This window comes from Spirosoma taeanense (genome assembly GCF_013127955.1).
Lineage (GTDB): Bacteria > Bacteroidota > Bacteroidia > Cytophagales > Spirosomataceae > Spirosoma > Spirosoma taeanense.
Window position 1 is genome coordinate 2,919,760 of record NZ_CP053435.1, and the last position, 19,811, is coordinate 2,939,570.

Genomic DNA, 19,811 nt, shown 5'->3' on the forward strand with positions numbered 1-19,811 from the left:
GCGAAACACACTGGCACGAACCCAAACCCGGAGCTGTCTGTTACTCCTGGGAGACGTTTATTGATTGTATGTATTCCCTGCCGGATAAACACCGGCCCTGATTGGTTCATGATTCATCAACTTTCACTTACCCTTACGCCCGAACAGGCTTACGACGACCTGGCTTTTCAGGCCGAGGCCCTTCGTTCCCTTCGCCTTCCTGCCAGCAGTCCGGCTGTAGTTCGCAAACGCCGGCAGTCTATCGATGCCCGTGGTCGGCAGATTCGGGTTCATGTCGACGCCGAGGTGTTTGTCGGCGAAACTCCTCCCCCACTCATCCGGTATCAGAAACCCCAGACCGATGTCAGCCAGGCCCGACAGGCCATTGTGGTTGGTGCGGGGCCGGCGGGCCTGTTTGCGGCTCTGAGGCTCATTGAACTGGGTGTAAAACCCATTGTGCTCGAACGCGGCAGCGACGTACGCGCCCGCCGACGCGATCTGGCGGCTATCAACAAAGATCATATTGTCAACCCCGAGTCGAACTACTGTTTTGGCGAGGGCGGGGCCGGTACGTACTCCGACGGCAAGCTTTACACCCGTTCGACCAAGCGGGGCGACGTTCGGCGGATTCTGGAGATTTTTGTGGCCCACGGCGCTACCGATCAGATTCTGGTGGATGCTCACCCGCACATTGGTACCAACAAACTCCCCGGCGTGGTGGCCGACCTCCGCGAGAGCATCCTCCGGGCCGGTGGCGAAGTTCGCTTCGATACGAAAGTAACCGACCTGATTCTGGTGAATGGCGAGCTGAAAGGCGTCGTTACGGCCACCGGCGAGGAGCTGAACGGCATCGGGGTCATTCTGGCAACGGGCCATTCAGCGCGGGATATTTTTCACCTGCTCCAGGAACGTAACGTTCGGATTGAGGCCAAGCCTTTCGCCATGGGTGTTCGCATTGAGCATCAGCAGTCTCTGATCGATCAGTTCCAGTACCATCAGCCCGACCGGGGCGACTATCTGCCGGCGGCTTCGTATAGTTTAGTCACCCAGACGCGTTTCAACGGGGTAGAACGGGGCGTTTTTTCGTTTTGTATGTGTCCGGGCGGGTTTATCGTTCCGGCCGCCACGGCCCCCGGCGAACTGGTTGTCAATGGGATGTCGCCTTCGCGCCGGGACTCGAAATACGCCAATTCAGGGCTGGTTGTGGCCATTACCGATACCGACCTGAAGCCGTATGCCGACGAGGGACCGCTGGCGGGGCTGGCGCTGCAGCAGGATCTGGAACGCTGGGCCTGCCGCATGGGCGGTAATAACCAGACGGCTCCGGCCCAGCGCGTGGCCGACTTTGTGGAGGGTCGCGTATCGGGTGAACTGCTGCCAACGTCCTACCAGCCCGGTCTGGCATCGGTCGATATGGCGGATGTGCTGCCTGATCACATTGCCCAGCCCCTGCGGCAGGGTTTACGCGATTTCGGCCGGAAAATGCGGGGGTATCTGAGCAACGACGGACAGGTGATCGGTGTGGAAAGCCGAACCTCGTCGCCGGTACGTATTCCGCGCGACCGCGACACCTGCGAACACGTAGAGGTTCGGCGGCTGTTTCCGTGTGGCGAGGGCGCGGGCTACGCGGGCGGGATTGTCTCGGCGGCTATGGACGGCGAGCGCTGCGCCGAACAACTTGTGCATCTGTATAAATGAGGTTTGGTTTTCGGTTTGTAGTTTACGGCCCTGATTCGGCGAGCCACTACCGAAAACGGAAGACCGGAAACCACTATGATCGACACCTCCTTCCAGACCTTTACTGAACACCTCCGGCAGCGGTTGCAGGAGCCGCTGCCGGGCGAAGCAGCCCATCAGAAAATGGCGTCGACGGCCCGTTACCGGCTCGGGATCAGGCCCAATGAACGTACGCGTCGGTCGGCGGTACTGATCTGTTTTTACCCTTATCAGAATTCAATCTATCTGCCACTGATCCTGCGTCCGCAGTACGACGGCGTTCATGCGGGGCAGATGGCCTTTCCGGGCGGACGCATGGAGCGAATCGACGAAAACCTGACCCGTACGGCCCTACGCGAAGCTCAGGAAGAGGTGGGCATCCGCGTGTCGGACGTAAAAGTGCTGGGGTTACTGACCGAGCTGTTCATTCCGCCGAGTAACTTCTATGTGCAGCCGGTGGTAGGCGTTCTCCCCTACCGGCCCGATTTTTACCCGGACCCCCACGAGGTCGAAGCGGTGGTGGAAGTAGACCTGCAGACGCTGCTCGACGAAACCATCGTCGGCGACAGCCAGATCGAGGTGCGCGGGGTAATGGTCGATGCCCCCTTTTACCAGATCGAGGGCTACCGCGTCTGGGGTGCTACGGCCATGATGATCAGCGAGCTGCTGATGGTGATGGGATCAATCACGCCCTCCTAGCTCCCAAACCCGTAGCTGATTGACTTACCCTCATAAAAAAAGCCACCTGACAGGCAGATGGCTTTTGAACCAGGCGATACACGCGCTTAATCGCCGATCCCAGTTGACTTATCGGGCCGAATCGTCTTCTTCCGGGTGATGGTGTCGGGCGAAGCAGCCTGAAACGGACGCTGGATTTTATAATTCCGAACCGTTACGTCCTGAACAGGCGTATGGTCGACCGTGACACCCCCACTGGGTTGCTGGAAAGGTACCTGCTTTTTATAGTCGGCCAGACGCGCATCCCCCGGCGCCGGTTGCCGGACAGATACCCCTTCACTGGCTTCCCAGCGCCGGGCGGCCGCGGCTTTGTTAGGGTGTTTATAGTTATGAGTCGAATAGGTCGGATCGTTACGTAGTTTCCGGTCGTCCTGAGCCTGCCCGGACAAGGCCAGCAGGCATAGACCTGTTAGTAGTGAAAGTACCGTTTTCATAGCGATTCTGTGGTTTTGTTGTACGACAAAAGTACAATTCTGTCTCAATATATAAACAACAAAAATCGCTACTATATTTATAGTTTTATAACATTTTTTGTATCATTCTGAAAATAGACTCAGATTTTGCATAAGAATTGGCTTCTTTAAGAGAAAACCACCGAATATTCTGCACTTCATCCGTAATGCCGAACGGTTCTTCCGGATCAGCTTCCAGCAAAAATCGAATATCGTAGTGGAGGTGAGCGGGCTTACTGTCTAGGGCGGGTATGGAATGAATATCGACGTCGAAAATCGCCGGGCTGACCAGCTGCAATGACGTCAGGCCGGTTTCTTCCTGTGCCTCCCGCAGGGCCACTGCCGCTACGTCCGGATCGCCATCGGCATGCCCACCGGGCTGAAACCAGCGATCGAGTTTACGGTGGTGAATCAGGACCACCCGCGGCTCGTCGGAATGGCCCCGATCACGCCCGATAATCCAGGCGGAGCCCGTTACGTGCCCGACCAGCAGCGTCCGCTCAAAACAATCGGGATGCTGTTCAACGAACATAATCGTTTCCTGGGTCATGGCCTGTTCATTGGCGTCGGCGAACCGGTGGTGCTGAAGGTGCTGATGGAGGAGCGAAAGGAGCGGCTGGCGGTGCATGAGTTGGGTTTATGCGTAAAAAGCCGCAATTTCGTCTTGATTTTCAGAAAATCATCAACCCAAAATTATTCCCAGTTCATGCGTAAATTCGTAGTTAGTGGCGTAACGCTTTGCTTAGCAGCTCAGTTAGCCACGGCGCAGATTAAGCTTCCTTCCCCTAGCCCCGGCGCTACGGTGATCCAAACCGTCGGCACAACCGACCTGACGGTCAACTATTCGCGGCCCAGCCTGAAAGGTCGTCAGCCCTTTACCGACGCTTTCGTACCGAGCGGCAAAGTATGGCGGACGGGTGCCAACGCAGCAACGGCCTTCACCACCTCTACCGACCTGACGGTCAACGGCCAGACGCTCCCCGCCGGAACCTACGCGATTCTGTCGATTCCAGCCCAGGACAACTGGACGCTGATTTTCAGCAAAAACAAAGGCGTAACGGAGCAGTCTTACAAACAGGATGAAGACGCCCTGCGCGTGAGCCTGAAACCGACCACGACGTCCGAAAAAACCGAAACGTTCACTATCGGCTTCAGCGACGTAACCGACAGCACGGCGAAAATGAATTTTCTGTGGGGCAACGTGAAAGCCTCGGCAGATCTGGCCGTTGACGTCAACAAATACGCAGCCGCCAATGTAGACAAAGCAGTAACTGAAAAGCCCGACGATCCGGCCGTTCTGCAGGCAGCCGCCAGCTATAACCTGTCCAGAGGCCGTAACCTTGACCAGGCGCTGACGTGGATCGACAAGTCTATTGCAGGCCAGGAGAACTTCCGCAACCTGTTCGTTAAGTCGCAGATTCTGGGCCGAATGGGCAAGTTTGCCGATGCGCTGCCGATTGCGCAGAAAGCCCTCGCGCTCGGTCAGTCGTCCAACGACCCGATCTTTGCCTTCTTTAAGGAGGGTATTGAAAAGAGCATTGCCGAGTACACCGCCAAACTCCCGGCGGCTCCCGCCAAAGGAAAAGGCAAGCGCAAGGCGTAACGCACTTGTCTGATGCAAAAAAGCCCGCTTCTTATCATTTGAAGCGGGCTTTTTTGCATCAAACCCGGCTGAACTTCTGGAATACCCAGGCTATGCCCACCACGAGCAGACAGCCGATTACGTTCAGCCAAAGAAACGCGGTGAGGTCGTAATGCCAGCTCAGCACAACAAACACCTCGGCCACGATAGCCGCCCAGAACGTTGCCCGGCCGCCCACGGATTTGACGTAGAACGCCACGACGAACACGCCCAGGATGACGCCGTAAAACAGCGACCCCAGAATATTGACGGCCTCGATCAGGCTGCCGAACTGATTCGCAAACTGTGCTACGCCGACGCAGAAAACGCCCCAGCCAATGGTGGCCCAGCGCGAAACCTGCACGTAATGCCTGTCGTCGCCGGTTTTCACCAGCAGCTTATACACATCCACAACCGTGGTCGATGCCAGTGAGCTATACGCCGACGCAATGGACCCCATCGACGCCACGAAAATGACGGCAATCAGCAAGCCAATCAGGCCGTGGGGCAAATAATCCAGCACAAACCGCAGAAACACATAGTTGATGTCGTTGGTGTCGGCCGTCGGGTTATTCTTCTTGATCAGGCCAACCACGTCGGCCTTTACCTCCCTGAGCGCTTCGTCGGTTTCGCGCAGCAGCGTTCCAGCCGCCGACTGTGCGGCTTCGTCGTTGGCGTCCAGAGCCGCCTGCATGTCGGCCACCGTCCGCTGTCGCTGCGCGGTCAGGTTCTGATGCTTGATTTCGGCCAGCTGGTAAGCACCCGCATAGGGGCTTTGCTTGAGCCGGTCGGTTTCCTGTTTGTTGAAGAACGTGGGCGACGGATTGAACTGATAGAACACAAACACCAGCACCCCCACCAGCACGATCAGAAACTGCATAGGCACTTTCAGCAGGCCGTTCATCAGCAGCCCCAGCCGGCTCTGGCCAATCGACTGCCCCGTCAGGTAGCGGCCCACCTGCGACTGGTCGGTGCCGAAATAGGAGAGCTGCAGAAAGAAGCCGCCAATCAGTCCCGACCAGATATTGTAGCGGCTGTTGGGATCAAAGTTCAGGTCAATCAGATTCATGCGTCCGGCCTCGCCCGCAACGTGCAGCGCATCCACAAAGCCAACGTTATCGGGCAGCAGTTTCACCGTCAGGTACCCCGCCAGCACCATCGCCAGCGTCACAATGGCCATTTGCTGCAGGTGCGTATAGGAAATGGCTTTCGTGCCGCCAACCACCGTATAGAGCAGAACGAGGCTGCCCATGATCAGATTCGTCAGGTAGATGTTCCAGCCGAGCAAAGTCGAGAGGACAATGGATGGCGCGTAGATTGACAAACCCGTCGACAGGCCGCGCTGGAGCAGAAACAGGCCCGCCGTGAGGGTGCGCACCCGCGTATCAAACCGATTTTCGAGGAACTCGTAGGCCGTGAAGATTTTCAGCCGGTGAAAAATCGGCACGAACGTAACCGACAGCACAACCATCGCCAGCGGCAGGCCGAAATAAAACTGAACGAACCGCATACCGTCGGCAAAGCCCTGCCCCGGTGCCGACAAAAACGTAACGGCGCTGGCCTGCGTAGCCATCACCGACAAACCAACGTGATACCAGGGCAGCGATTGTCCCGCCAGCAGGTAATCGTCCATACTCTGACGGCCCCGGCTGCGAAAAACCCCGTACCCGATAATGCCAATCAGCGTTACGGCCAGAACGCCCCAATCCAGTATACTCATGAGAGCCAGCGCATCAGAACGTAAAACAGGATAATCTCCACGACCAGACAGCCAATGACAATGGCGTAAAGCTGTGGCCACGAACGAACAAACGGGGGTAATTCAGGTGGGGTTTCGGACATGAAAAAAGGTGGGTTGTCTAACTCTAACGGCGAAATTAGGGGAAATCTGTCGTTCTCTTTGAAAACCTTCCCGATTCCCATAGTTTGCGGACCAATCCAGCAACAAAATCACTATGCCCATGCAACCGGTTTCCAGCACCGAAAACGCTTTATTTGACCTGACCGGTAAGGTGGCCGTTATCACCGGCGCGAGCAAAGGCATCGGCGAAGACATTGCCCGGCTCTTTGCCCGCTTCGGCGCCCGCGTTATCGTCAGCAGCCGCAAACAGGATGCCTGCGATCAGCTGGCCGATGACATTAAGGCTCAGGGTGGCGAAGCGACCGGCATTGCGGCCCACGTAGGCGATGTAGCCCAGCTTCAGCAACTGGTCGAGAAAACCATCGCCACCTACGGGGGTATTGATATTCTAGTAAATAACGCGGCTTCCAATCCGGTTTTTGGCCCCGCGCTTGACTGCGACGGGAACGCTTTCGACAAGATTATGCAGGCCAACGTAAAGGCTCCGTTTGAGCTGAGCAAGCTCTGCTACCCCAGCATGAAAGCGCGGGGCGGGGGCAGCATCATCATGATGAGCAGTATTGCCGGTCATACGCCCGATCCGGGTCTGGGCATCTACAGTGTCAGCAAAGCTTCGCTGAATATGTGCACCAAAGTGCTGGCGAAAGAATGGGGACCCGACGGTATCCGCGTCAACGCCATCTGCCCCGGCCTGATCAAAACCAAATTCTCGCAGGCCCTCTGGCAGAACGAACAGATTCTGGAGCATTTCACCCAGCGGCTACCCATCGCCCGCATGGGTACTACGGACGAAATCAGCCCGCTGGCCCTGTTTCTGGCTTCCAATGCGTCGTCGTACAGCACCGGCGGCTTCTTCTACGCAGATGGCGGAACGACTATTTAAACCCGAATACTGATGACCCAAACCGATACCCGCGAAGTCTGGCTACGTGGTCCCCTACCCGACGTACCGCCCCTGCTCCAACCCGTGGCTCATACGCTGTTGCAGGCCCGCGACGAAGTGAACGCTCTGATGCGCGACTTTCCCGAAGCCCTGCTCTGGGAGCGGCCCGCGGGCGTAGCCTCGGCCGGGTTTCACCTGCAACACCTCACGGGGGTGTTGGACCGGCTCTTTACGTATGCCCGCCAGCAGGCTCTCTCGCCAGCGCAGTTAAGCGCTCTGAACGCAGAAGGCAAGCCTACCGATACGTCTTTGTCGGTAACGGACCTGGTCGATCAGTTTAACAGACAAGTTGATCTGGCGCTGGCGCAGTTGCGCGCAACGAATGAAGAATCGCTCACCGAAGTACGCGGAGTCGGCCGGGCGGCTATCCCATCAACCGTGCTGGGCCTGCTCGTTCACGCTGCCGAGCACACCATGCGACACGTAGGGCAGCTTACAGTGACTGTGCGTATCCTGCTCGCCCAATCTGCCCAATCCACTCAATAGGGTTCATACGGTTGAGAAAACTTAACGTGCCTGACCTGGTTATACCCCTGTCAAGTGTTCATTTTAATCAGCAACGTTATGAAAAAGGTAAGTTTAATGTTGTTACTGGCCGCAGCTACCCTAAGCTTCCAGGCCTGTAATGAAAACAAAAAAGCCAGCAGCGACAGCGTCGAAAATGCGAACGACGCCAATGATCTGAAAGAACAGAACGGAACCGGGCAGGAAGATGATGCCAATGATTTCGCGGTTAAAGCCGCCAATGGAGGGCTGATGGAAGTCGAAATGGCGCGGGTGGCGCGGGAAAAAGCTCAAAGTGCCGACGTCAAGGAGTTTGCAGCCATGATGATCGCCGATCACTCGAAGGCCAATGACGAACTGAAATCACTGGCGGCCAGTAAAAACATTACCCTGCCGACCACCCTCGGGGAAGACGCGCAAAAAGACCTGAACGATCTGAGTAAACTGTCGGGGAAAGAGTTCGATAAGAAGTACGTCGACATAATGGTTGAGGATCATGAAGAAGACGTCAAACTCTTCAAGGATGCCGCTGACGATGCCGAAGACGCTGAGGTGAAAGCCTTCGCAGCCAAAACATTACCAACGCTCCAGAAACACCTCGATCGCATCAAGATGATTGATAAAAGCATGGATTAATGCTTTGTTTTTCGACCCGCCCCGTGATGAGCCTTCTTATTACGGGGCGGTTATTTTTTAGGTTTTCAGACCTCCGAAGTGGTTTGGCTGCCTATTCCTTTCAATCACCAAGACAGTTGCAATCATGAAATCAGTCCTATTCGGAGCCGCTCTCTTTCTGGCGGCCAGCTTTTATCAGTCTATCCAGGCGCAGTCAACCACGGGTGGCCAGAGTGGCGGCTCGACGGCCTCAACCGGTTCGGGTTACCTAACCGGGGGCAGACGCCCAGCCACCAGCAAAGCCGCCAGTATGACCATTGCCGATGAAGGCGCTACCCGGTCATACATGTATGTTCCGCCTTCCCAAAGAAAAAATGGGGCGTCAACGCAGGCGGGCACCAGTCAGCAGAAAAGTAGCAGTACGGCCGCCCGAAAAGCGTCGGTCAAAACAAAAACGACCGTCAAGAAGAGATTATCCACCAAGGCTCGGCCGTAGTAACACCGTTTTCAGGAGAGAATTGGGCCGGGGCTTCAGCCCCGGCCCTACTACTTTATTCATCTGCTCACGCAGCTTTGGGTCCTTGTCGTCTACTGGTATCTCCTGCTGCTCCACACAGGGCACCGGCTGCGTACAGATCAACCAGCGTAACATCACCCAGAACACTGTCTATTGGCTGGTGAACATCCCGTTTCAGTTCTTCGGTTGTCATAATGCCTAATGCTATAGGTCTACTTTTTCCAACTCCTGTGCAAGCTTTTAAAGTTACGCCTACTGCTCTTTTGATTTTCAGTTAGGATGAGGGGATGTTAACCCTACTCAATCGCCGATAAATCATTAGAACGTCGCCGGTTGTAATGAAGTTTAGAAATAATAAGGATACAATTAATCGTCTGTAAATACAAAAAGCTCCCGCCGTTACAGTGGGAGCTTTTTTATGGTTATCAGAACTTGTGAACTGGTCTACTGGTCTGATTATTTTACTTCTTCATACGGTACGTCCGAGACGTTGTCGCCGGTGGGCTGGCCCTGACCGTCGGCGGAACCATTGCCATTGCCGGTGAAACCATCGGTCGGATTGGCCTGCTGGCCGTTGGTGGCGTTGTACAATTCCTGCGAAGCCGTACCCCAGGCAGCGTTCAGCGCTTCCATGGCCGAGTCAATCGCAGCTACGTCGCGGGAACCATGAGCCGTGCGGAGCTGACCCAGAGCGGCTTCGATGGCCGATTTGTTACCTTCCGATAGCTTATCGCCATAATCTTTCAGCTGCTTCTCGGTCTGGAAAATCATCGAGTCGGCCTGGTTTACCTTCTCGATCTTCTCACGCTCGGCTTTGTCGGCGGCTTCATTGGCTTTCGCTTCTTCGCGCATCCGGTTGATTTCCGTCTCGGTCAGGCCGCTCGAAGCTTCAATCCGGATTTTCTGCTCTTTCCCCGTGCCTTTATCCTTCGCCGTTACGTTCAGGATACCGTTGGCGTCTACGTCGAAGGTTACTTCAATCTGCGGTACACCACGCGGTGCGGGTGGAATATCCGACAGGATGAACCGGCCCAACTGACGGTTCTGAGCCGCCATTGGCCGCTCACCCTGCAGCACATTGATCTCTACGCTCGGCTGGTTGTCCGAAGCCGTCGAGAACACTTCCACTTTCTTGCTCGGGATGGTCGTGTTGGCGTCCACCATCTTGGTGAACACGCCACCCATCGTTTCGATACCCAGCGAAAGCGGGATAACGTCGAGCAGCAGCACATCTTTTACTTCACCCGTCAACACACCACCCTGAATAGCAGCACCAATGGCTACGGCTTCGTCGGGGTTAACGGCTTTCGAGGGCTTCTTACCAAAAAGTTTTTCGACTTCGTCCTGTACTTTTGGAATGCGGGTCGAACCACCCACCAGAATTACTTCGTCAATCTGACCAGCCGACAGACTGGCGTTCTTCAGCGCCCGGCGGCAGGGCTCCAGGCTCCGCTGAATCAGCGAATCGGCCAGTTGCTCAAACTTCGCGCGGCTCAGCGTACGGACCAGGTGCTTCGGAATCCCGTTCACCGGCATGATGTACGGCAGGTTGATTTCGGTCGAGTTCGAGCTCGACAGTTCGATCTTCGCTTTCTCGGCGGCTTCTTTCAGACGCTGCAACGCCATCGGGTCCTGACGCAGGTCAATGCCTTCGTCTTTCTTGAACTCGTCGGCGAGCCAGTCAATAATCACCTGGTCGAAGTCATCACCACCCAGGTGCGTATCACCATCGGTCGATTTTACTTCGAAGACGCCGTCGCCCAGTTCCAGAATAGAGATATCGAACGTACCGCCACCCAGGTCAAATACGGCGATCTTCTGATCTTTATCCGTTTTGTCCAGACCATAGGCCAGCGCGGCTGCGGTCGGCTCGTTGATGATCCGTTTCACGTCGAGACCGGCGATCTGACCAGCTTCTTTGGTAGCCTGCCGCTCGGCATCGTTAAAATAAGCCGGTACCGTAATGACAGCTTCCGTTACGGTCTGGCCCAGATAATCTTCAGCCGTCTGCTTCATTTTCTGCAGAATCAGCGCCGAAATTTCCTGGGGTGTATATTGACGATCGCCGATTCTGACGCGGGGCGTACCGTTGGGGCCGTTCTCCACGTCATAAGCGACGTTCCTGGTTTCGTTCGTTACCTCGTTAAAGCGTTTACCCATGAAACGCTTGATCGAAGAGATCGTATTTTTAGGGTTGGTGATGGCCTGACGTTTGGCCGGCGCGCCGACTTTCCGTTCGCCGTTGCCGTTATCCATAAACGCGACCACCGACGGCGTCGTCCGTGCTCCTTCCGAGTTGGGGATCACGACCGGCTCGTTACCTTCCATAACGGCCACGCACGAGTTCGTGGTGCCTAAGTCAATACCAATGATTTTTCCCATAATTACCAACTAGTGTTGTGGTTTAGTTTCTTGCTGTGAATGTTAACTGACAGACATCACCTATCTATCAATACAAATGCCAGCTCCAAAAATTATTTGTTTTGCTGTCAGATTGACAGTATAACCTGAGTTGACGGGCCAGAATGTCGTCTATTTTCCGCCTTCGGTGTAACTGGCTGGCAGACCTTTAAGCTGAATGACGTTCTCTATCAATTTGAAAGCCGACCAGATTACTGTCAATGGCGGAACCCGTGCGATTACGTCGGCCGGTCAATACACCCAAGAATACGGCGGCAATGGCTTTGACTCGAATGTTGGCAATAACCCCTCAACCTTTACCATCAACTGCAGCAGTTCGGACTGCGTAACGCCCCCTGCCCTACCCTGGCTATCACGGCGACGCCCTCGGCCTGCAACCCCGCCACCAACCTCTACGCCGTTACGGGTACGGTCAGTTTTACCAACGCCAGCGCAGGCAGCCTGACCGTTACCGATGGCACGGCCACGACAACCGTTTCCACGACGGGCACCAGTCCGCAGAACTGTACCCTGACGGGTCTGGTTTCGAACGGGGCGAGCCATACCGTCGCCGTTACGTCCTCAAACCTGGCCCGTCAGGGCGCGTCAACAACCTATCTGGCACCAGCCTACCTACGGTGTGTTCTATGATTATGCTGGTTAAACAATAGCCAATCCGCTCCGGCTCTACCATAAAAATATACGGTCGAAACCTCCTGAATAGACAAAGTTTCGACCGTATATTTTTATGAAACACTCGTTTACAATAACCCTCAGGTGGTTCAATACAGATTAGCTACCGCCCGCCGAACAGGCCACCCAGCATGCCGCCGAGTCCGCCACCCGACTGCTGACTACCGCCCCCCTGCTGTCTACCCATTGCGCGCATCAGATCGCCCATGTCGAGCTTACCATCGGCCATAGCCGACTGTGCCATACTCATCCAGTCAGTACCCTGTTTGCCGGTAGCAGCGCCCATGATGGTATTTCCGTCAATACTCTGATCGTTAGGGTCCTGGGCTTTGTGCATCAGTTTGTTCAGCACGATGGGTACAACCATACTGGCCACCGACATGGCCACCTGCGGAGAAATACCAAGTTTCTGCATCAGATTCTGCTGAACATTCTGCTGAACCCCCTGCGTCACATCGGTATGGGCCGTGCTGTTCTGTCCCGTGAGCATACCCAGCAGATTCCCGAGGCCACCGCCCTGCGCCTGCTGTTGCAGGCCGCCCATGATCCCCCCCGATATCGCCTGTATGGCGTCGTCATTCTTTTCGTTCGGAATAGCCGGGTTGTTTACAACGGCTTCACCAGAATGCTGACGCACTAAATTCATAAGGGTTTCTAACATGATTACGTCGTTTTTTGTAAAGTAAGAAGAAAGCAAACCGAAATGTTTGACCGTACCGCCCCAGGCAGCCTCCGCAGCCGCTCTGACAAAGTGTATCTTTGCTCGACGAGGTCCAGCACTCAGGAAAACTGATGACGAACGAAGCAACCGAACGTAACGACCAACCGGCAGAGGATCGCCCCTTTGAGCAGGCTGCGGCTCCTCTGCTGGCCGACTTGCTCTACCCGAGCGAATCCGACGAACCCGTCGAATTTGTATTGTGCTATTTAAACCAGCCCGAACCGCTGACGGTCAGCCAGATCAAGGACTGGCTGATGCTGCCGCCATCGGTTTACGTGGAAGAGGTCCCGGAGACGACCTTCTGGGAACCTGTCGTGACCGGACAGGACTGGTTTGGCGATGAGGAAAAGAAACGACTGGCTCAGTTTCAGCAGCTCAATCAACTGGTTGAGCAGAAATTGACCGGCCGACAGGTCTTTCGCGTCGGCGAAACCGAGGTAAAGGTTTATTTGCTGGGTCAGCAGTCCAGTAGCGGACGGGCGGGCCTGAAGACAACGCTCGTAGAAACGTAGAACTGTGTAGCTGTATCATGTATTGCTGCTAATGACCGATAAATAAGAACAACTGCAATCCGTTTGAATTATACAGTTGCTTTACCTGTCCAAATAACTAATTGCTTATCAATCATATACGCATTCTAATAAATAACAATAGTTTAATTTATCCAACAGTGGCCAACAGTGAGGATGGCTTAACACATCGGTAGGCTCCTCATCGAATAGCTCTTAATACCTACCATCTTACATAAAATTCATTGTCCCGTTACAATACGTTAGCTCGCTGACCACTGAGCCATAGACGGTTACTGCTTATGAACTGCCGTTTGTTAAACAGTCCGGACATGCTGGATCAGGACAATACTGTCATTCCTACGTTCGGGCGGATAGCCATCGAGTCTCAACTGACTAAGTTTTTTAGTGCTCACTTTCAAACCTGCAAAAGTATGTTACACACCAAAGGTTATGCAGCACACAGTGCTGATTCGCCCTTATCATCGTTTCAGTTTGAACGTCGGGAGGTAGGGGCCAAAGACATTCAGATTGAAATTCTATACTGTGGCATTTGCCATACAGATATTCACATGGCCCGTAATGACTGGGGCTTGACTAATTATCCAATTGTACCTGGTCATGAAATAGTAGGGCAGGTAAAAAAAGTAGGAAGTGACGTAACAAAATTTAAGGAAGGCGACTATGCGGCTGTTGGTTGTCTGGTCGATTCCTGCCGCACCTGTTCCAGTTGTAACGACGGCCTGGAGCAATATTGTGAAAACGGTTGGGTAGCCACCTATGGCTGGATTGAACGGGATGGAAAAACGCCTACCTATGGCGGCTATTCCAGCCAGATTGTTGTAGACGAACATTTTGTATTGAAAGTTGCCGATAATCTGCCGCTTGAACGGGTTGCTCCGCTGTTATGTGCAGGTATTACCACCTATTCTCCTTTAAAAGAATGGAAAATTCGTAAAGGCCATCGCCTTGGCGTTGTGGGTCTGGGTGGGCTGGGCCATATGGCCGTCAAACTTGCAGCGGCTATGGGCATTGAGGTTACGATTTTGAGTACTTCGCCTGAAAAGGAGGTTGATGCCAGACAGTTAGGTGCTCAGAACTTTGTGTTAACGACCGACGAAGCCGCACTAGCGAGCGTACAGAATTATTTTGATTTTATTATCGATACCGTTGCCGCTAAGCATGATCTGCAACTCTACTTAACTACGCTCAAACGCGATGGAACACTGATTCTGGTTGGGGTACCTCCTCAAAATTTAGAGATAAATTGTATGGGCCTGTGTTTTCCCCGGAAGCGGGTCGTCGGCTCGTTTATTGGCGGTTTGCCGGAAACCCAGGAGATGCTCGACTTCTGTGCCGAACACAATGTTTTGTCAGACGTAGAAATCATCTCCATGAGCGAAATAAACGATGCCTATGACCGACTGCTGAAGGGAGACGTAAAATACCGGTTTGTCATTGATATGGCTACCTTGTAGCGTTTAACAATGCCCAACCCTTGAACTCTCCTTAAGAAAACAAGACATAAGTGGAGCGCAAATGACAGGTAGCTGCTATGTTTTACCAGAAATACAGTCCGGCACATCACCTGAAGCCGTTCATTGAATGCTATTATGCCTGGGAGAGTATTCGCTCAATTACGCCGGATACCCCCCTCGTCATCGAATCGCCCCCGAATGGGTTCGGGTCAATGGTGTTCAATACCGGACAACCCTACGCTGTTCAAACATTGAGCGGCCTCTGGCATTCAGTTCCTCCCTCATTTGTCATGGGGCAGTCAACACAGCAATACTGGCTACGGCTGACGGGGCCCGTTCGGGTAATTGGCATTGTCTTTCGTCCGGCAGGCCTGAGCGCCCTGTTTGGTCTGGATATGGTCGAACTAACCAATGAGCGAGTAGACCTAACGGCTATTCTGGGGCCAACGGCTTCGATCCTGATTCAACAGATTGCCGATTGCAGCAACCCAACGCAAAAAGTGGCGATTCTGGAGCAATTCCTTTCCTTTCAATTACTCAGGCAAAACACCTCGGCCGACCGTATCGATCATGCTACAAACCTGATTGTTGAACAGAAAGGAATTATTCAGCTGGACATGCTGATCGAAGACGCCTTTCTATGCCGACGGCAGTTTGAGCGTAAATTTCTTCACCGGGTCGGCGTAAGTCCCAAGTATTACGCCCGCATCCGGCGTGTCGGTTACCTATGCGCCCAACTCGCCGGTCAGCGCTGGCAGATAAGCGACTGGCAGGATCTGATCTGTCGATTTGGCTACTATGACCAGTCCCATTTCATTCGGGAATTTAAGGCCTTTACGGGCAAACAACCTTCGCTGTATGTAAAGGATAACGTTGAGCTAGGCAATTTTCTGGAAAGCTGAAAAAGTCGCATTTGTACAATCATAGCGAGGATGAGGACGATAGTTTTACCACCAGAATCAAACTTCTTCCTCACGATGAAAATGTTCATCCTTCCCTGTCTCATTGCTCTGGCTGCCAGCCCTTTGGTTGCTCAATCCTTAACACCAGCCAAGCTATGGACCGAAACCGACCGGCAGTACACGCTCGACAACCTTCGTCGAACCCGGGATGACCTGGTACGCGAAACAGAAAATCTGACGCCAGCCCAGTGGTCTTTCCATGAATCGCCCGATCGATGGAGTATTGGCGAGGTGGTCGAGCATTTAGCGCTCTGGGAGATCATCTGGGCGCGCGAAGTGGGCGTAAGTGTTATCAATAAACCTACCCCCGAACTCAACCAGACCAGCCGCCCCGACAGCTATTACGTGGAATGGATTATGGAACCGGCACCCCATCTATCACCTGACTATTCGCGCCCCAGCGGACTGATAGAAGGAAGAAACAATCTGACATTTTTTCTGAAACTCCGTGATCAAACTATTGGCTTTGTGGAGAATACCACAGCCGATATGCGAGCGCATTTCGACCGAACCGGCACGGATAGTCCACGTAACATGCACCAGGTTTATATTTTTCAATGGGGTCATGTGGACCGGCATCTGCGGCAGATACGTAAAATCAAACAACATCCCAATTACCCTCAAGCGACTGTTTCCAACCGATAAATCCTCCTAAAATCATGAATACCGTTCAACAGGACACCATTTCAACCCAAACCCGCAAAGGGGCCTGCCTGGCTTTTTTCACCGCCTATGACGACCTCGACACCGCCCGTATGATCGGGCTGGCAGCCCCCGATGCTACGGTTCACTTCCGCCCCCTGGGCGATGCTGGCAAAGGCTCATTCTGGGAGTTCGGCAAAGGCGTCTGGGACCTGCTCATCGACTGCTTCCCCGACCTCAGCAACTCGGTCGATAGCCTCTCCGCCGAGGGGGACACCGTAACGGCTAACGTAACCATCGAAGGTACGCAGGCCAAGGAGTTCATGGGTCTGCCCAGCAAGGGATTACGCTTCAACTCTGACCATATTTTCGTGTTCCGCTTCAACGAGGCCGACCAGATTCAGGAGCTGACCATCGACTGGGACCACGCCAGCTTTGTGAGGCAGTTGAGTGAACCGGTCACACAGTAGTCCTGAGTTTGTACTGGCTGATGCCGGGGCAGACCCAGGACTACTGTGTTTATCATCTGAATTTGTAATTAATGACTAGACTATGCGCCTGAACCGGCTTAAGGGTCTATAAACGCAAAAAGCCCCGGCTTACCGCCGAGGCCTTTGCGCAATTCAGGTCTGTTTACTTTACTTGTTCCACAACGGCGGCAAACGCTTCCGGATGGTTCATGGCCAGATCGGCCAGGACTTTACGGTTGAGTTCGATGCCCGATTTGTTGAGGGCACCCATCAGGACCGAGTACGACATGCCGTTGATGCGGGCACCGGCGTTGATCCGCTGAATCCAGAGAGCCCGGAAATCCCGCTTCTTGGCCCGGCGGTCGCGATAAGCGTATCCTAAGCCTTTTTCGACGGCGTTTTTAGCAACCGTCCAAACATTTTTACGCCGACCGAAATAACCTTTGGCCAGCTTCATTACTTTCTTCCGACGCGCCCGTGAGGCAACGTGATTGACGGAACGTGGCATATTCTTTTGTTTTTTGACGACTGGCGACCGCTTATGGGGTGCTTGAAGGCCAGTAATCGGGTGAAACTTAAACCAGACGCAACTGCGTCTTTTTTGTTCTTAGACGTTCAGCAGCGCTTTGATGCGACGCTCGTCAGCAGGTACCACCAGCGTATCATGAACCAGGTTCCGCTTCTGCTTGGTGGTTTTTTTCGTCAGGATGTGACTGTGGAAGGCGTGCTTCCGCTTGATTTTTCCGGTGCCGGTCAGCTTGAAACGCTTCTTGGCAGCCGAATTGGTTTTTACTTTTGGCATTGTCGTAAACCGCTAATTGTGATAGAAAAAGTAAACAGGCCGCAAAGATACGAAAAATCCGTTAGTTTTCTGTCTTGTTGATGAACAAGGCTCAGGAAGATATAGACCCATTTCGGCTGGCTTGCCGGTCGGTTACCCATTTGCAGAATAAGTCCCACTTCGCCCGGGGCATATCCCGGCTGGACGGCATATACGTAGCGGACGCCCAGTTTGCGGGAGCCATGCGGTGCGCAATGAATTTGTGTCCCCGGCGAAAATAATCTTCGGTAAACGGCGTAATCAGCGACGCTTTCGGATATACCAGATCATACGTGTGTAGCAGTTCCTGGTAAATTACCTCGAAGGTCACCGGCGTCGGGTAATGCGGGTGGCTCGGGTCCAGGAATTTGCCGTAATCGGGACTGGGCAATACGCGCAGACTGACAAAATAACCGGTTCGGATCAGATCAGTCAACAGATTCTCTGAATTAACCTTCGTCGAACCGGGATAGAATACATACATCTTGTTGGCCGCCTGATCGGTCGGGAAGACCACCGTTTGTCCGTCACGAAAGTCGGTCGTTTTAAGGAATTGATTGACGGAAGTCGACGCGCCGGATTGGGTGATCGTAAGTTCCATAATCGTCACCGGCAAAGCTTCTGTACAGGGCCTGCCTTTCTGGTATACACAGACCCGGCAAGGTTCTTTCACCGGACCATAACTAACATAGCCTTCGTTGGGGTCCTGCCCTTGATCGGCGTACAAACCGGCCTGATCGGAAGCAATCATATAGTCGCTTTCCTGCATCAGGATAACCTCGCTGCCTTCATCCTCTACGGATGCTTTGGAGCGCCCATACAGGATTAACCGACCGGCAGCGAATGCGTCTTCGGTTAGTTCTTTGGTAACGGAGAAAGGCAGATCAAGGATTCCGCCCGTTTTCAGCAATTGCTCGCGACTCAGGTGCTGGGCATCAACCTGAAAAACACCAATCGAAATAGCGGGTTTGCCCTCTGTCAACAGCATCAGGTTTAGCGGACCTACCGGATAGGTTTCATAGGCAGGAGGCTCAGAGCTGACCCGTTCTTCGGGAATACTGCCCAGAACGTCCAGGCGCACGCGGCCCTGCTGAATATCGACCTGACCTATAACAGGGGCAAACACTTTGTCGGCCAGAAACGGCGCTACCGGTATCAACTGCCTGCCCATCATTATGGATTTCATTTCTCCTTCGTACCAGGGCGTAAGGCTCCCCACAATGGTAGCAAAGGCCGGATTGGCCTCTGTGCCCAAAATTGAATAATCAGGCGTCTGACTTTCCTCTACCTCAAACAGATTGTAGCGAATAAAAATACCCTTGAGCGGTTCGCTTTTTTGTCCGTAGTACCGGAACAGGCTCATCAGGGGCGCGTGCATGCCCCCCGCCAGTTCTTCCAGCGGGAGTACCGCAAAGAACGTCCCCGACGCTCCTAAAGCCCCTGTTTGATTCACAATTCGATCTGGATTCATAAACCGCAGCGAACCTTTTTCGGGCCTGCCACTCATCAGCACCGCCCCGTTCTGTTGCAGCTGAATCCGATCGCAGAATACCTGACTGAACATGGACAGACTGGGCAGTACGTCGATCATAACCGCACTCGTTTGTCCCAGTTCATGTTCCATACACAGGGTAGCCCCCAGCAGACCGGCAACATCAGCGGGACATTCCGATGTTTCGGAGGTGATTAACCGGTGGTCGGAGATAGCTACACTTTGCACCACCACATCCCTGAACCCAAATTCCATTCCACCGTAATAATTCCAGTTAGCAGGCTGATGCCCCGTCAGCGGTTTTCCGGTGCGTTTACTCCTGACCAGCTCATACAGGTCATGGTAGTCGGTATCCAGCAGACTTTGCCCCAGAGGAGTTATTGCCCAGTCGGCGAATGTCTGCCGGGAGTTAATCGGCTCTATTTCAATGTAACGCAGATCTCCATCTTCGGCAATCAACTGGTTTTGGGGTATCGGCAAGGCCCCCAGCCTGTGCAGCATGAGCAGATCCTGTGACAAGTAGATTCTGGGCGGCAACAGCGCCTGCACCTGAATCGGGTCATAAGTCACCAGGGGCATCAGAATATTATTGTTGGCCGTTCCGGGGTTAATGAAAGCCCGACCCGAAAAATTGATACGCGGAAAATCAAACTGGCTCATAGTCGCTGAACAAATACC

Annotated in this window: 23 protein-coding genes; 13 read left to right on the plus strand and 10 right to left on the minus strand. The window is 53.8% G+C overall.

Going from position 1 to position 19,811, the window contains the following annotated elements; all coding sequences use genetic code 11:
• The first annotated feature begins 108 nt into the window (after positions 1 to 108).
• Entirely contained in the window at positions 109 to 1,677 is a 1,569-nt protein-coding gene (locus HNV11_RS12250; protein ID WP_171739935.1) for an NAD(P)/FAD-dependent oxidoreductase, read from the plus strand.
• Positions 1,678 to 1,752: 75 nt separating this feature from the next.
• On the plus strand, positions 1,753 to 2,394 hold the full coding sequence (locus HNV11_RS12255) for an NUDIX hydrolase (RefSeq protein ID WP_171739936.1): 642 nt from the start codon (positions 1,753 to 1,755) through the stop codon (positions 2,392 to 2,394).
• Between the two features lie 86 nt (positions 2,395 to 2,480).
• Here the strand turns inward: HNV11_RS12255 and HNV11_RS12260 are convergent, their stop codons facing one another.
• Positions 2,481 to 2,867 (minus strand): hypothetical protein, encoded by a 387-nt coding sequence (locus HNV11_RS12260; protein ID WP_171739937.1) that lies wholly within the window; start codon positions 2,865 to 2,867, stop codon positions 2,481 to 2,483.
• Between the two features lie 85 nt (positions 2,868 to 2,952).
• Positions 2,953 to 3,513 carry an NUDIX hydrolase gene (locus HNV11_RS12265; protein ID WP_171739938.1) on the minus strand — a complete coding sequence of 187 codons (561 nt, stop codon included), beginning with the start codon at positions 3,511 to 3,513 and terminating at the stop codon, positions 2,953 to 2,955.
• A gap of 78 nt (positions 3,514 to 3,591) precedes the next feature.
• Between HNV11_RS12265 and HNV11_RS12270 the strand changes: the two genes are divergently transcribed.
• Positions 3,592 to 4,488 carry a DUF2911 domain-containing protein gene (locus HNV11_RS12270; protein WP_171739939.1) on the plus strand — a complete coding sequence of 299 codons (897 nt, stop codon included), beginning with the start codon at positions 3,592 to 3,594 and terminating at the stop codon, positions 4,486 to 4,488.
• Positions 4,489 to 4,546: 58 nt separating this feature from the next.
• Here HNV11_RS12270 and HNV11_RS12275 read toward each other — a convergent pair whose 3' ends face one another.
• On the minus strand, positions 4,547 to 6,226 hold the full coding sequence (locus HNV11_RS12275; RefSeq protein ID WP_171739940.1) for a sodium:solute symporter: 1,680 nt from the start codon (positions 6,224 to 6,226) through the stop codon (positions 4,547 to 4,549).
• A complete protein-coding gene (locus HNV11_RS24075; RefSeq protein WP_262889942.1) occupies positions 6,223 to 6,348 on the minus strand; it encodes a hypothetical protein in 126 nt (41 codons plus the stop codon). Before HNV11_RS24075 ends, HNV11_RS12275 begins: the two co-directional genes overlap by 4 nt.
• Positions 6,349 to 6,467: 119 nt before the next feature.
• Between HNV11_RS24075 and HNV11_RS12280 the strand changes: the two genes are divergently transcribed.
• The 4 genes from HNV11_RS12280 (at position 6,468) to HNV11_RS12295 (ending at position 8,925) form a co-directional block, all read left to right on the plus strand.
• Positions 6,468 to 7,250, plus strand: a complete 783-nt coding sequence (locus HNV11_RS12280; RefSeq protein WP_394353865.1) for a glucose 1-dehydrogenase — start codon at positions 6,468 to 6,470, stop codon at positions 7,248 to 7,250.
• Positions 7,251 to 7,262: 12 nt separating this feature from the next.
• Entirely contained in the window at positions 7,263 to 7,796 is a 534-nt protein-coding gene (locus HNV11_RS12285; RefSeq protein WP_171739942.1) for a DinB family protein, read from the plus strand.
• Positions 7,797 to 7,874: 78 nt separating this feature from the next.
• Positions 7,875 to 8,450, plus strand: coding sequence for a DUF4142 domain-containing protein (locus tag HNV11_RS12290; RefSeq protein ID WP_171739943.1), 576 nt, complete (start codon positions 7,875 to 7,877; stop codon positions 8,448 to 8,450).
• Between the two features lie 124 nt (positions 8,451 to 8,574).
• Complete coding sequence (locus tag HNV11_RS12295) at positions 8,575 to 8,925, plus strand: hypothetical protein (protein WP_171739944.1); 351 nt, start codon at positions 8,575 to 8,577, stop codon at positions 8,923 to 8,925.
• Positions 8,926 to 8,992: 67 nt separating this feature from the next.
• On the opposite strand, the gene HNV11_RS12300 is transcribed toward HNV11_RS12295, so the two are convergent.
• Both HNV11_RS12300 and dnaK read right to left on the minus strand, forming a co-directional pair.
• Complete coding sequence (locus tag HNV11_RS12300; RefSeq protein ID WP_171739945.1) at positions 8,993 to 9,139, minus strand: hypothetical protein; 147 nt, start codon at positions 9,137 to 9,139, stop codon at positions 8,993 to 8,995.
• Positions 9,140 to 9,402: 263 nt separating this feature from the next.
• Positions 9,403 to 11,328 (minus strand): molecular chaperone DnaK, encoded by a 1,926-nt coding sequence (dnaK, locus tag HNV11_RS12305; RefSeq protein WP_171739946.1) that lies wholly within the window; start codon positions 11,326 to 11,328, stop codon positions 9,403 to 9,405.
• Between the two features lie 196 nt (positions 11,329 to 11,524).
• Here dnaK and HNV11_RS12310 point away from each other — a divergent pair, with 196 nt between their 5' ends.
• Entirely contained in the window at positions 11,525 to 11,812 is a 288-nt protein-coding gene (locus HNV11_RS12310) for a hypothetical protein (protein WP_171739947.1), read from the plus strand.
• 330 nt (positions 11,813 to 12,142) lie between these two features.
• Here the strand turns inward: HNV11_RS12310 and HNV11_RS12315 are convergent, their stop codons facing one another.
• The gene (locus HNV11_RS12315; protein WP_171739948.1) at positions 12,143 to 12,700 is read right to left on the minus strand and encodes a hypothetical protein; all 558 of its coding nucleotides are present in this window, start codon (positions 12,698 to 12,700) and stop codon (positions 12,143 to 12,145) included.
• A 131-nt stretch (positions 12,701 to 12,831) separates the two neighbouring features.
• Here HNV11_RS12315 and HNV11_RS12320 point away from each other — a divergent pair, with 131 nt between their 5' ends.
• The 5 genes from HNV11_RS12320 to HNV11_RS12340 all read left to right on the plus strand — a co-directional run bounded on the left by HNV11_RS12320 (position 12,832) and on the right by HNV11_RS12340 (position 16,821).
• Entirely contained in the window at positions 12,832 to 13,272 is a 441-nt protein-coding gene (locus tag HNV11_RS12320) for a nuclease A inhibitor family protein (protein ID WP_171739949.1), read from the plus strand.
• A gap of 431 nt (positions 13,273 to 13,703) precedes the next feature.
• Complete coding sequence (locus HNV11_RS12325) at positions 13,704 to 14,747, plus strand: NAD(P)-dependent alcohol dehydrogenase (protein ID WP_171739950.1); 1,044 nt, start codon at positions 13,704 to 13,706, stop codon at positions 14,745 to 14,747.
• A gap of 77 nt (positions 14,748 to 14,824) precedes the next feature.
• Positions 14,825 to 15,649 (plus strand): helix-turn-helix domain-containing protein, encoded by an 825-nt coding sequence (locus tag HNV11_RS12330; RefSeq protein ID WP_171739951.1) that lies wholly within the window; start codon positions 14,825 to 14,827, stop codon positions 15,647 to 15,649.
• 75 nt (positions 15,650 to 15,724) lie between these two features.
• Positions 15,725 to 16,354, plus strand: coding sequence for a DinB family protein (locus HNV11_RS12335; protein WP_171739952.1), 630 nt, complete (start codon positions 15,725 to 15,727; stop codon positions 16,352 to 16,354).
• A 14-nt stretch (positions 16,355 to 16,368) separates the two neighbouring features.
• A complete protein-coding gene (locus tag HNV11_RS12340; RefSeq protein ID WP_171739953.1) occupies positions 16,369 to 16,821 on the plus strand; it encodes an ester cyclase in 453 nt (150 codons plus the stop codon).
• Positions 16,822 to 16,984: 163 nt separating this feature from the next.
• On the opposite strand, the gene rplT is transcribed toward HNV11_RS12340, so the two are convergent.
• The 3 genes from rplT to HNV11_RS12355 form a co-directional block, all read right to left on the minus strand.
• Complete coding sequence (rplT, locus tag HNV11_RS12345) at positions 16,985 to 17,329, minus strand: 50S ribosomal protein L20 (protein WP_171739954.1); 345 nt, start codon at positions 17,327 to 17,329, stop codon at positions 16,985 to 16,987.
• Between the two features lie 99 nt (positions 17,330 to 17,428).
• Positions 17,429 to 17,623, minus strand: coding sequence for a 50S ribosomal protein L35 (gene rpmI / locus HNV11_RS12350; RefSeq protein WP_171739955.1), 195 nt, complete (start codon positions 17,621 to 17,623; stop codon positions 17,429 to 17,431).
• Between the two features lie 91 nt (positions 17,624 to 17,714).
• Complete coding sequence (locus HNV11_RS12355; RefSeq protein ID WP_171739956.1) at positions 17,715 to 19,793, minus strand: hypothetical protein; 2,079 nt, start codon at positions 19,791 to 19,793, stop codon at positions 17,715 to 17,717.
• Between the last annotated feature and the right edge of the window lie 18 nt (positions 19,794 to 19,811).

Excerpts from the sequence above, each read along its gene's own strand:
- HNV11_RS12250 (WP_171739935.1), top strand. The coding sequence starts at position 109 with ATGATTCATCAACTTTCACTTACCCTTACGCCCGAACAGGCTTACGAC.
- HNV11_RS12255 (WP_171739936.1), top strand. The coding sequence starts at position 1,753 with ATGATCGACACCTCCTTCCAGACCTTTACTGAACACCTCCGGCAGCGG.
- HNV11_RS12260 (WP_171739937.1), bottom strand. The coding sequence starts at position 2,867 with ATGAAAACGGTACTTTCACTACTAACAGGTCTATGCCTGCTGGCCTTG.
- HNV11_RS12265 (WP_171739938.1), bottom strand. The coding sequence starts at position 3,513 with ATGCACCGCCAGCCGCTCCTTTCGCTCCTCCATCAGCACCTTCAGCAC.
- HNV11_RS12270 (WP_171739939.1), top strand. The coding sequence starts at position 3,592 with ATGCGTAAATTCGTAGTTAGTGGCGTAACGCTTTGCTTAGCAGCTCAG.
- HNV11_RS12275 (WP_171739940.1), bottom strand. The coding sequence starts at position 6,226 with ATGAGTATACTGGATTGGGGCGTTCTGGCCGTAACGCTGATTGGCATT.
- HNV11_RS24075 (WP_262889942.1), bottom strand. The coding sequence starts at position 6,348 with ATGTCCGAAACCCCACCTGAATTACCCCCGTTTGTTCGTTCGTGGCCA.
- HNV11_RS12280 (WP_394353865.1), top strand. The coding sequence starts at position 6,468 with ATGCAACCGGTTTCCAGCACCGAAAACGCTTTATTTGACCTGACCGGT.
- HNV11_RS12285 (WP_171739942.1), top strand. The coding sequence starts at position 7,263 with ATGACCCAAACCGATACCCGCGAAGTCTGGCTACGTGGTCCCCTACCC.
- HNV11_RS12290 (WP_171739943.1), top strand. The coding sequence starts at position 7,875 with ATGAAAAAGGTAAGTTTAATGTTGTTACTGGCCGCAGCTACCCTAAGC.
- HNV11_RS12295 (WP_171739944.1), top strand. The coding sequence starts at position 8,575 with ATGAAATCAGTCCTATTCGGAGCCGCTCTCTTTCTGGCGGCCAGCTTT.
- HNV11_RS12300 (WP_171739945.1), bottom strand. The coding sequence starts at position 9,139 with ATGACAACCGAAGAACTGAAACGGGATGTTCACCAGCCAATAGACAGT.
- dnaK (WP_171739946.1), bottom strand. The coding sequence starts at position 11,328 with ATGGGAAAAATCATTGGTATTGACTTAGGCACCACGAACTCGTGCGTG.
- HNV11_RS12310 (WP_171739947.1), top strand. The coding sequence starts at position 11,525 with ATGACGTTCTCTATCAATTTGAAAGCCGACCAGATTACTGTCAATGGC.
- HNV11_RS12315 (WP_171739948.1), bottom strand. The coding sequence starts at position 12,700 with ATGTTAGAAACCCTTATGAATTTAGTGCGTCAGCATTCTGGTGAAGCC.
- HNV11_RS12320 (WP_171739949.1), top strand. The coding sequence starts at position 12,832 with ATGACGAACGAAGCAACCGAACGTAACGACCAACCGGCAGAGGATCGC.
- HNV11_RS12325 (WP_171739950.1), top strand. The coding sequence starts at position 13,704 with ATGTTACACACCAAAGGTTATGCAGCACACAGTGCTGATTCGCCCTTA.
- HNV11_RS12330 (WP_171739951.1), top strand. The coding sequence starts at position 14,825 with ATGTTTTACCAGAAATACAGTCCGGCACATCACCTGAAGCCGTTCATT.
- HNV11_RS12335 (WP_171739952.1), top strand. The coding sequence starts at position 15,725 with ATGAAAATGTTCATCCTTCCCTGTCTCATTGCTCTGGCTGCCAGCCCT.
- HNV11_RS12340 (WP_171739953.1), top strand. The coding sequence starts at position 16,369 with ATGAATACCGTTCAACAGGACACCATTTCAACCCAAACCCGCAAAGGG.
- rplT (WP_171739954.1), bottom strand. The coding sequence starts at position 17,329 with ATGCCACGTTCCGTCAATCACGTTGCCTCACGGGCGCGTCGGAAGAAA.
- rpmI (WP_171739955.1), bottom strand. The coding sequence starts at position 17,623 with ATGCCAAAAGTAAAAACCAATTCGGCTGCCAAGAAGCGTTTCAAGCTG.
- HNV11_RS12355 (WP_171739956.1), bottom strand. The coding sequence starts at position 19,793 with ATGAGCCAGTTTGATTTTCCGCGTATCAATTTTTCGGGTCGGGCTTTC.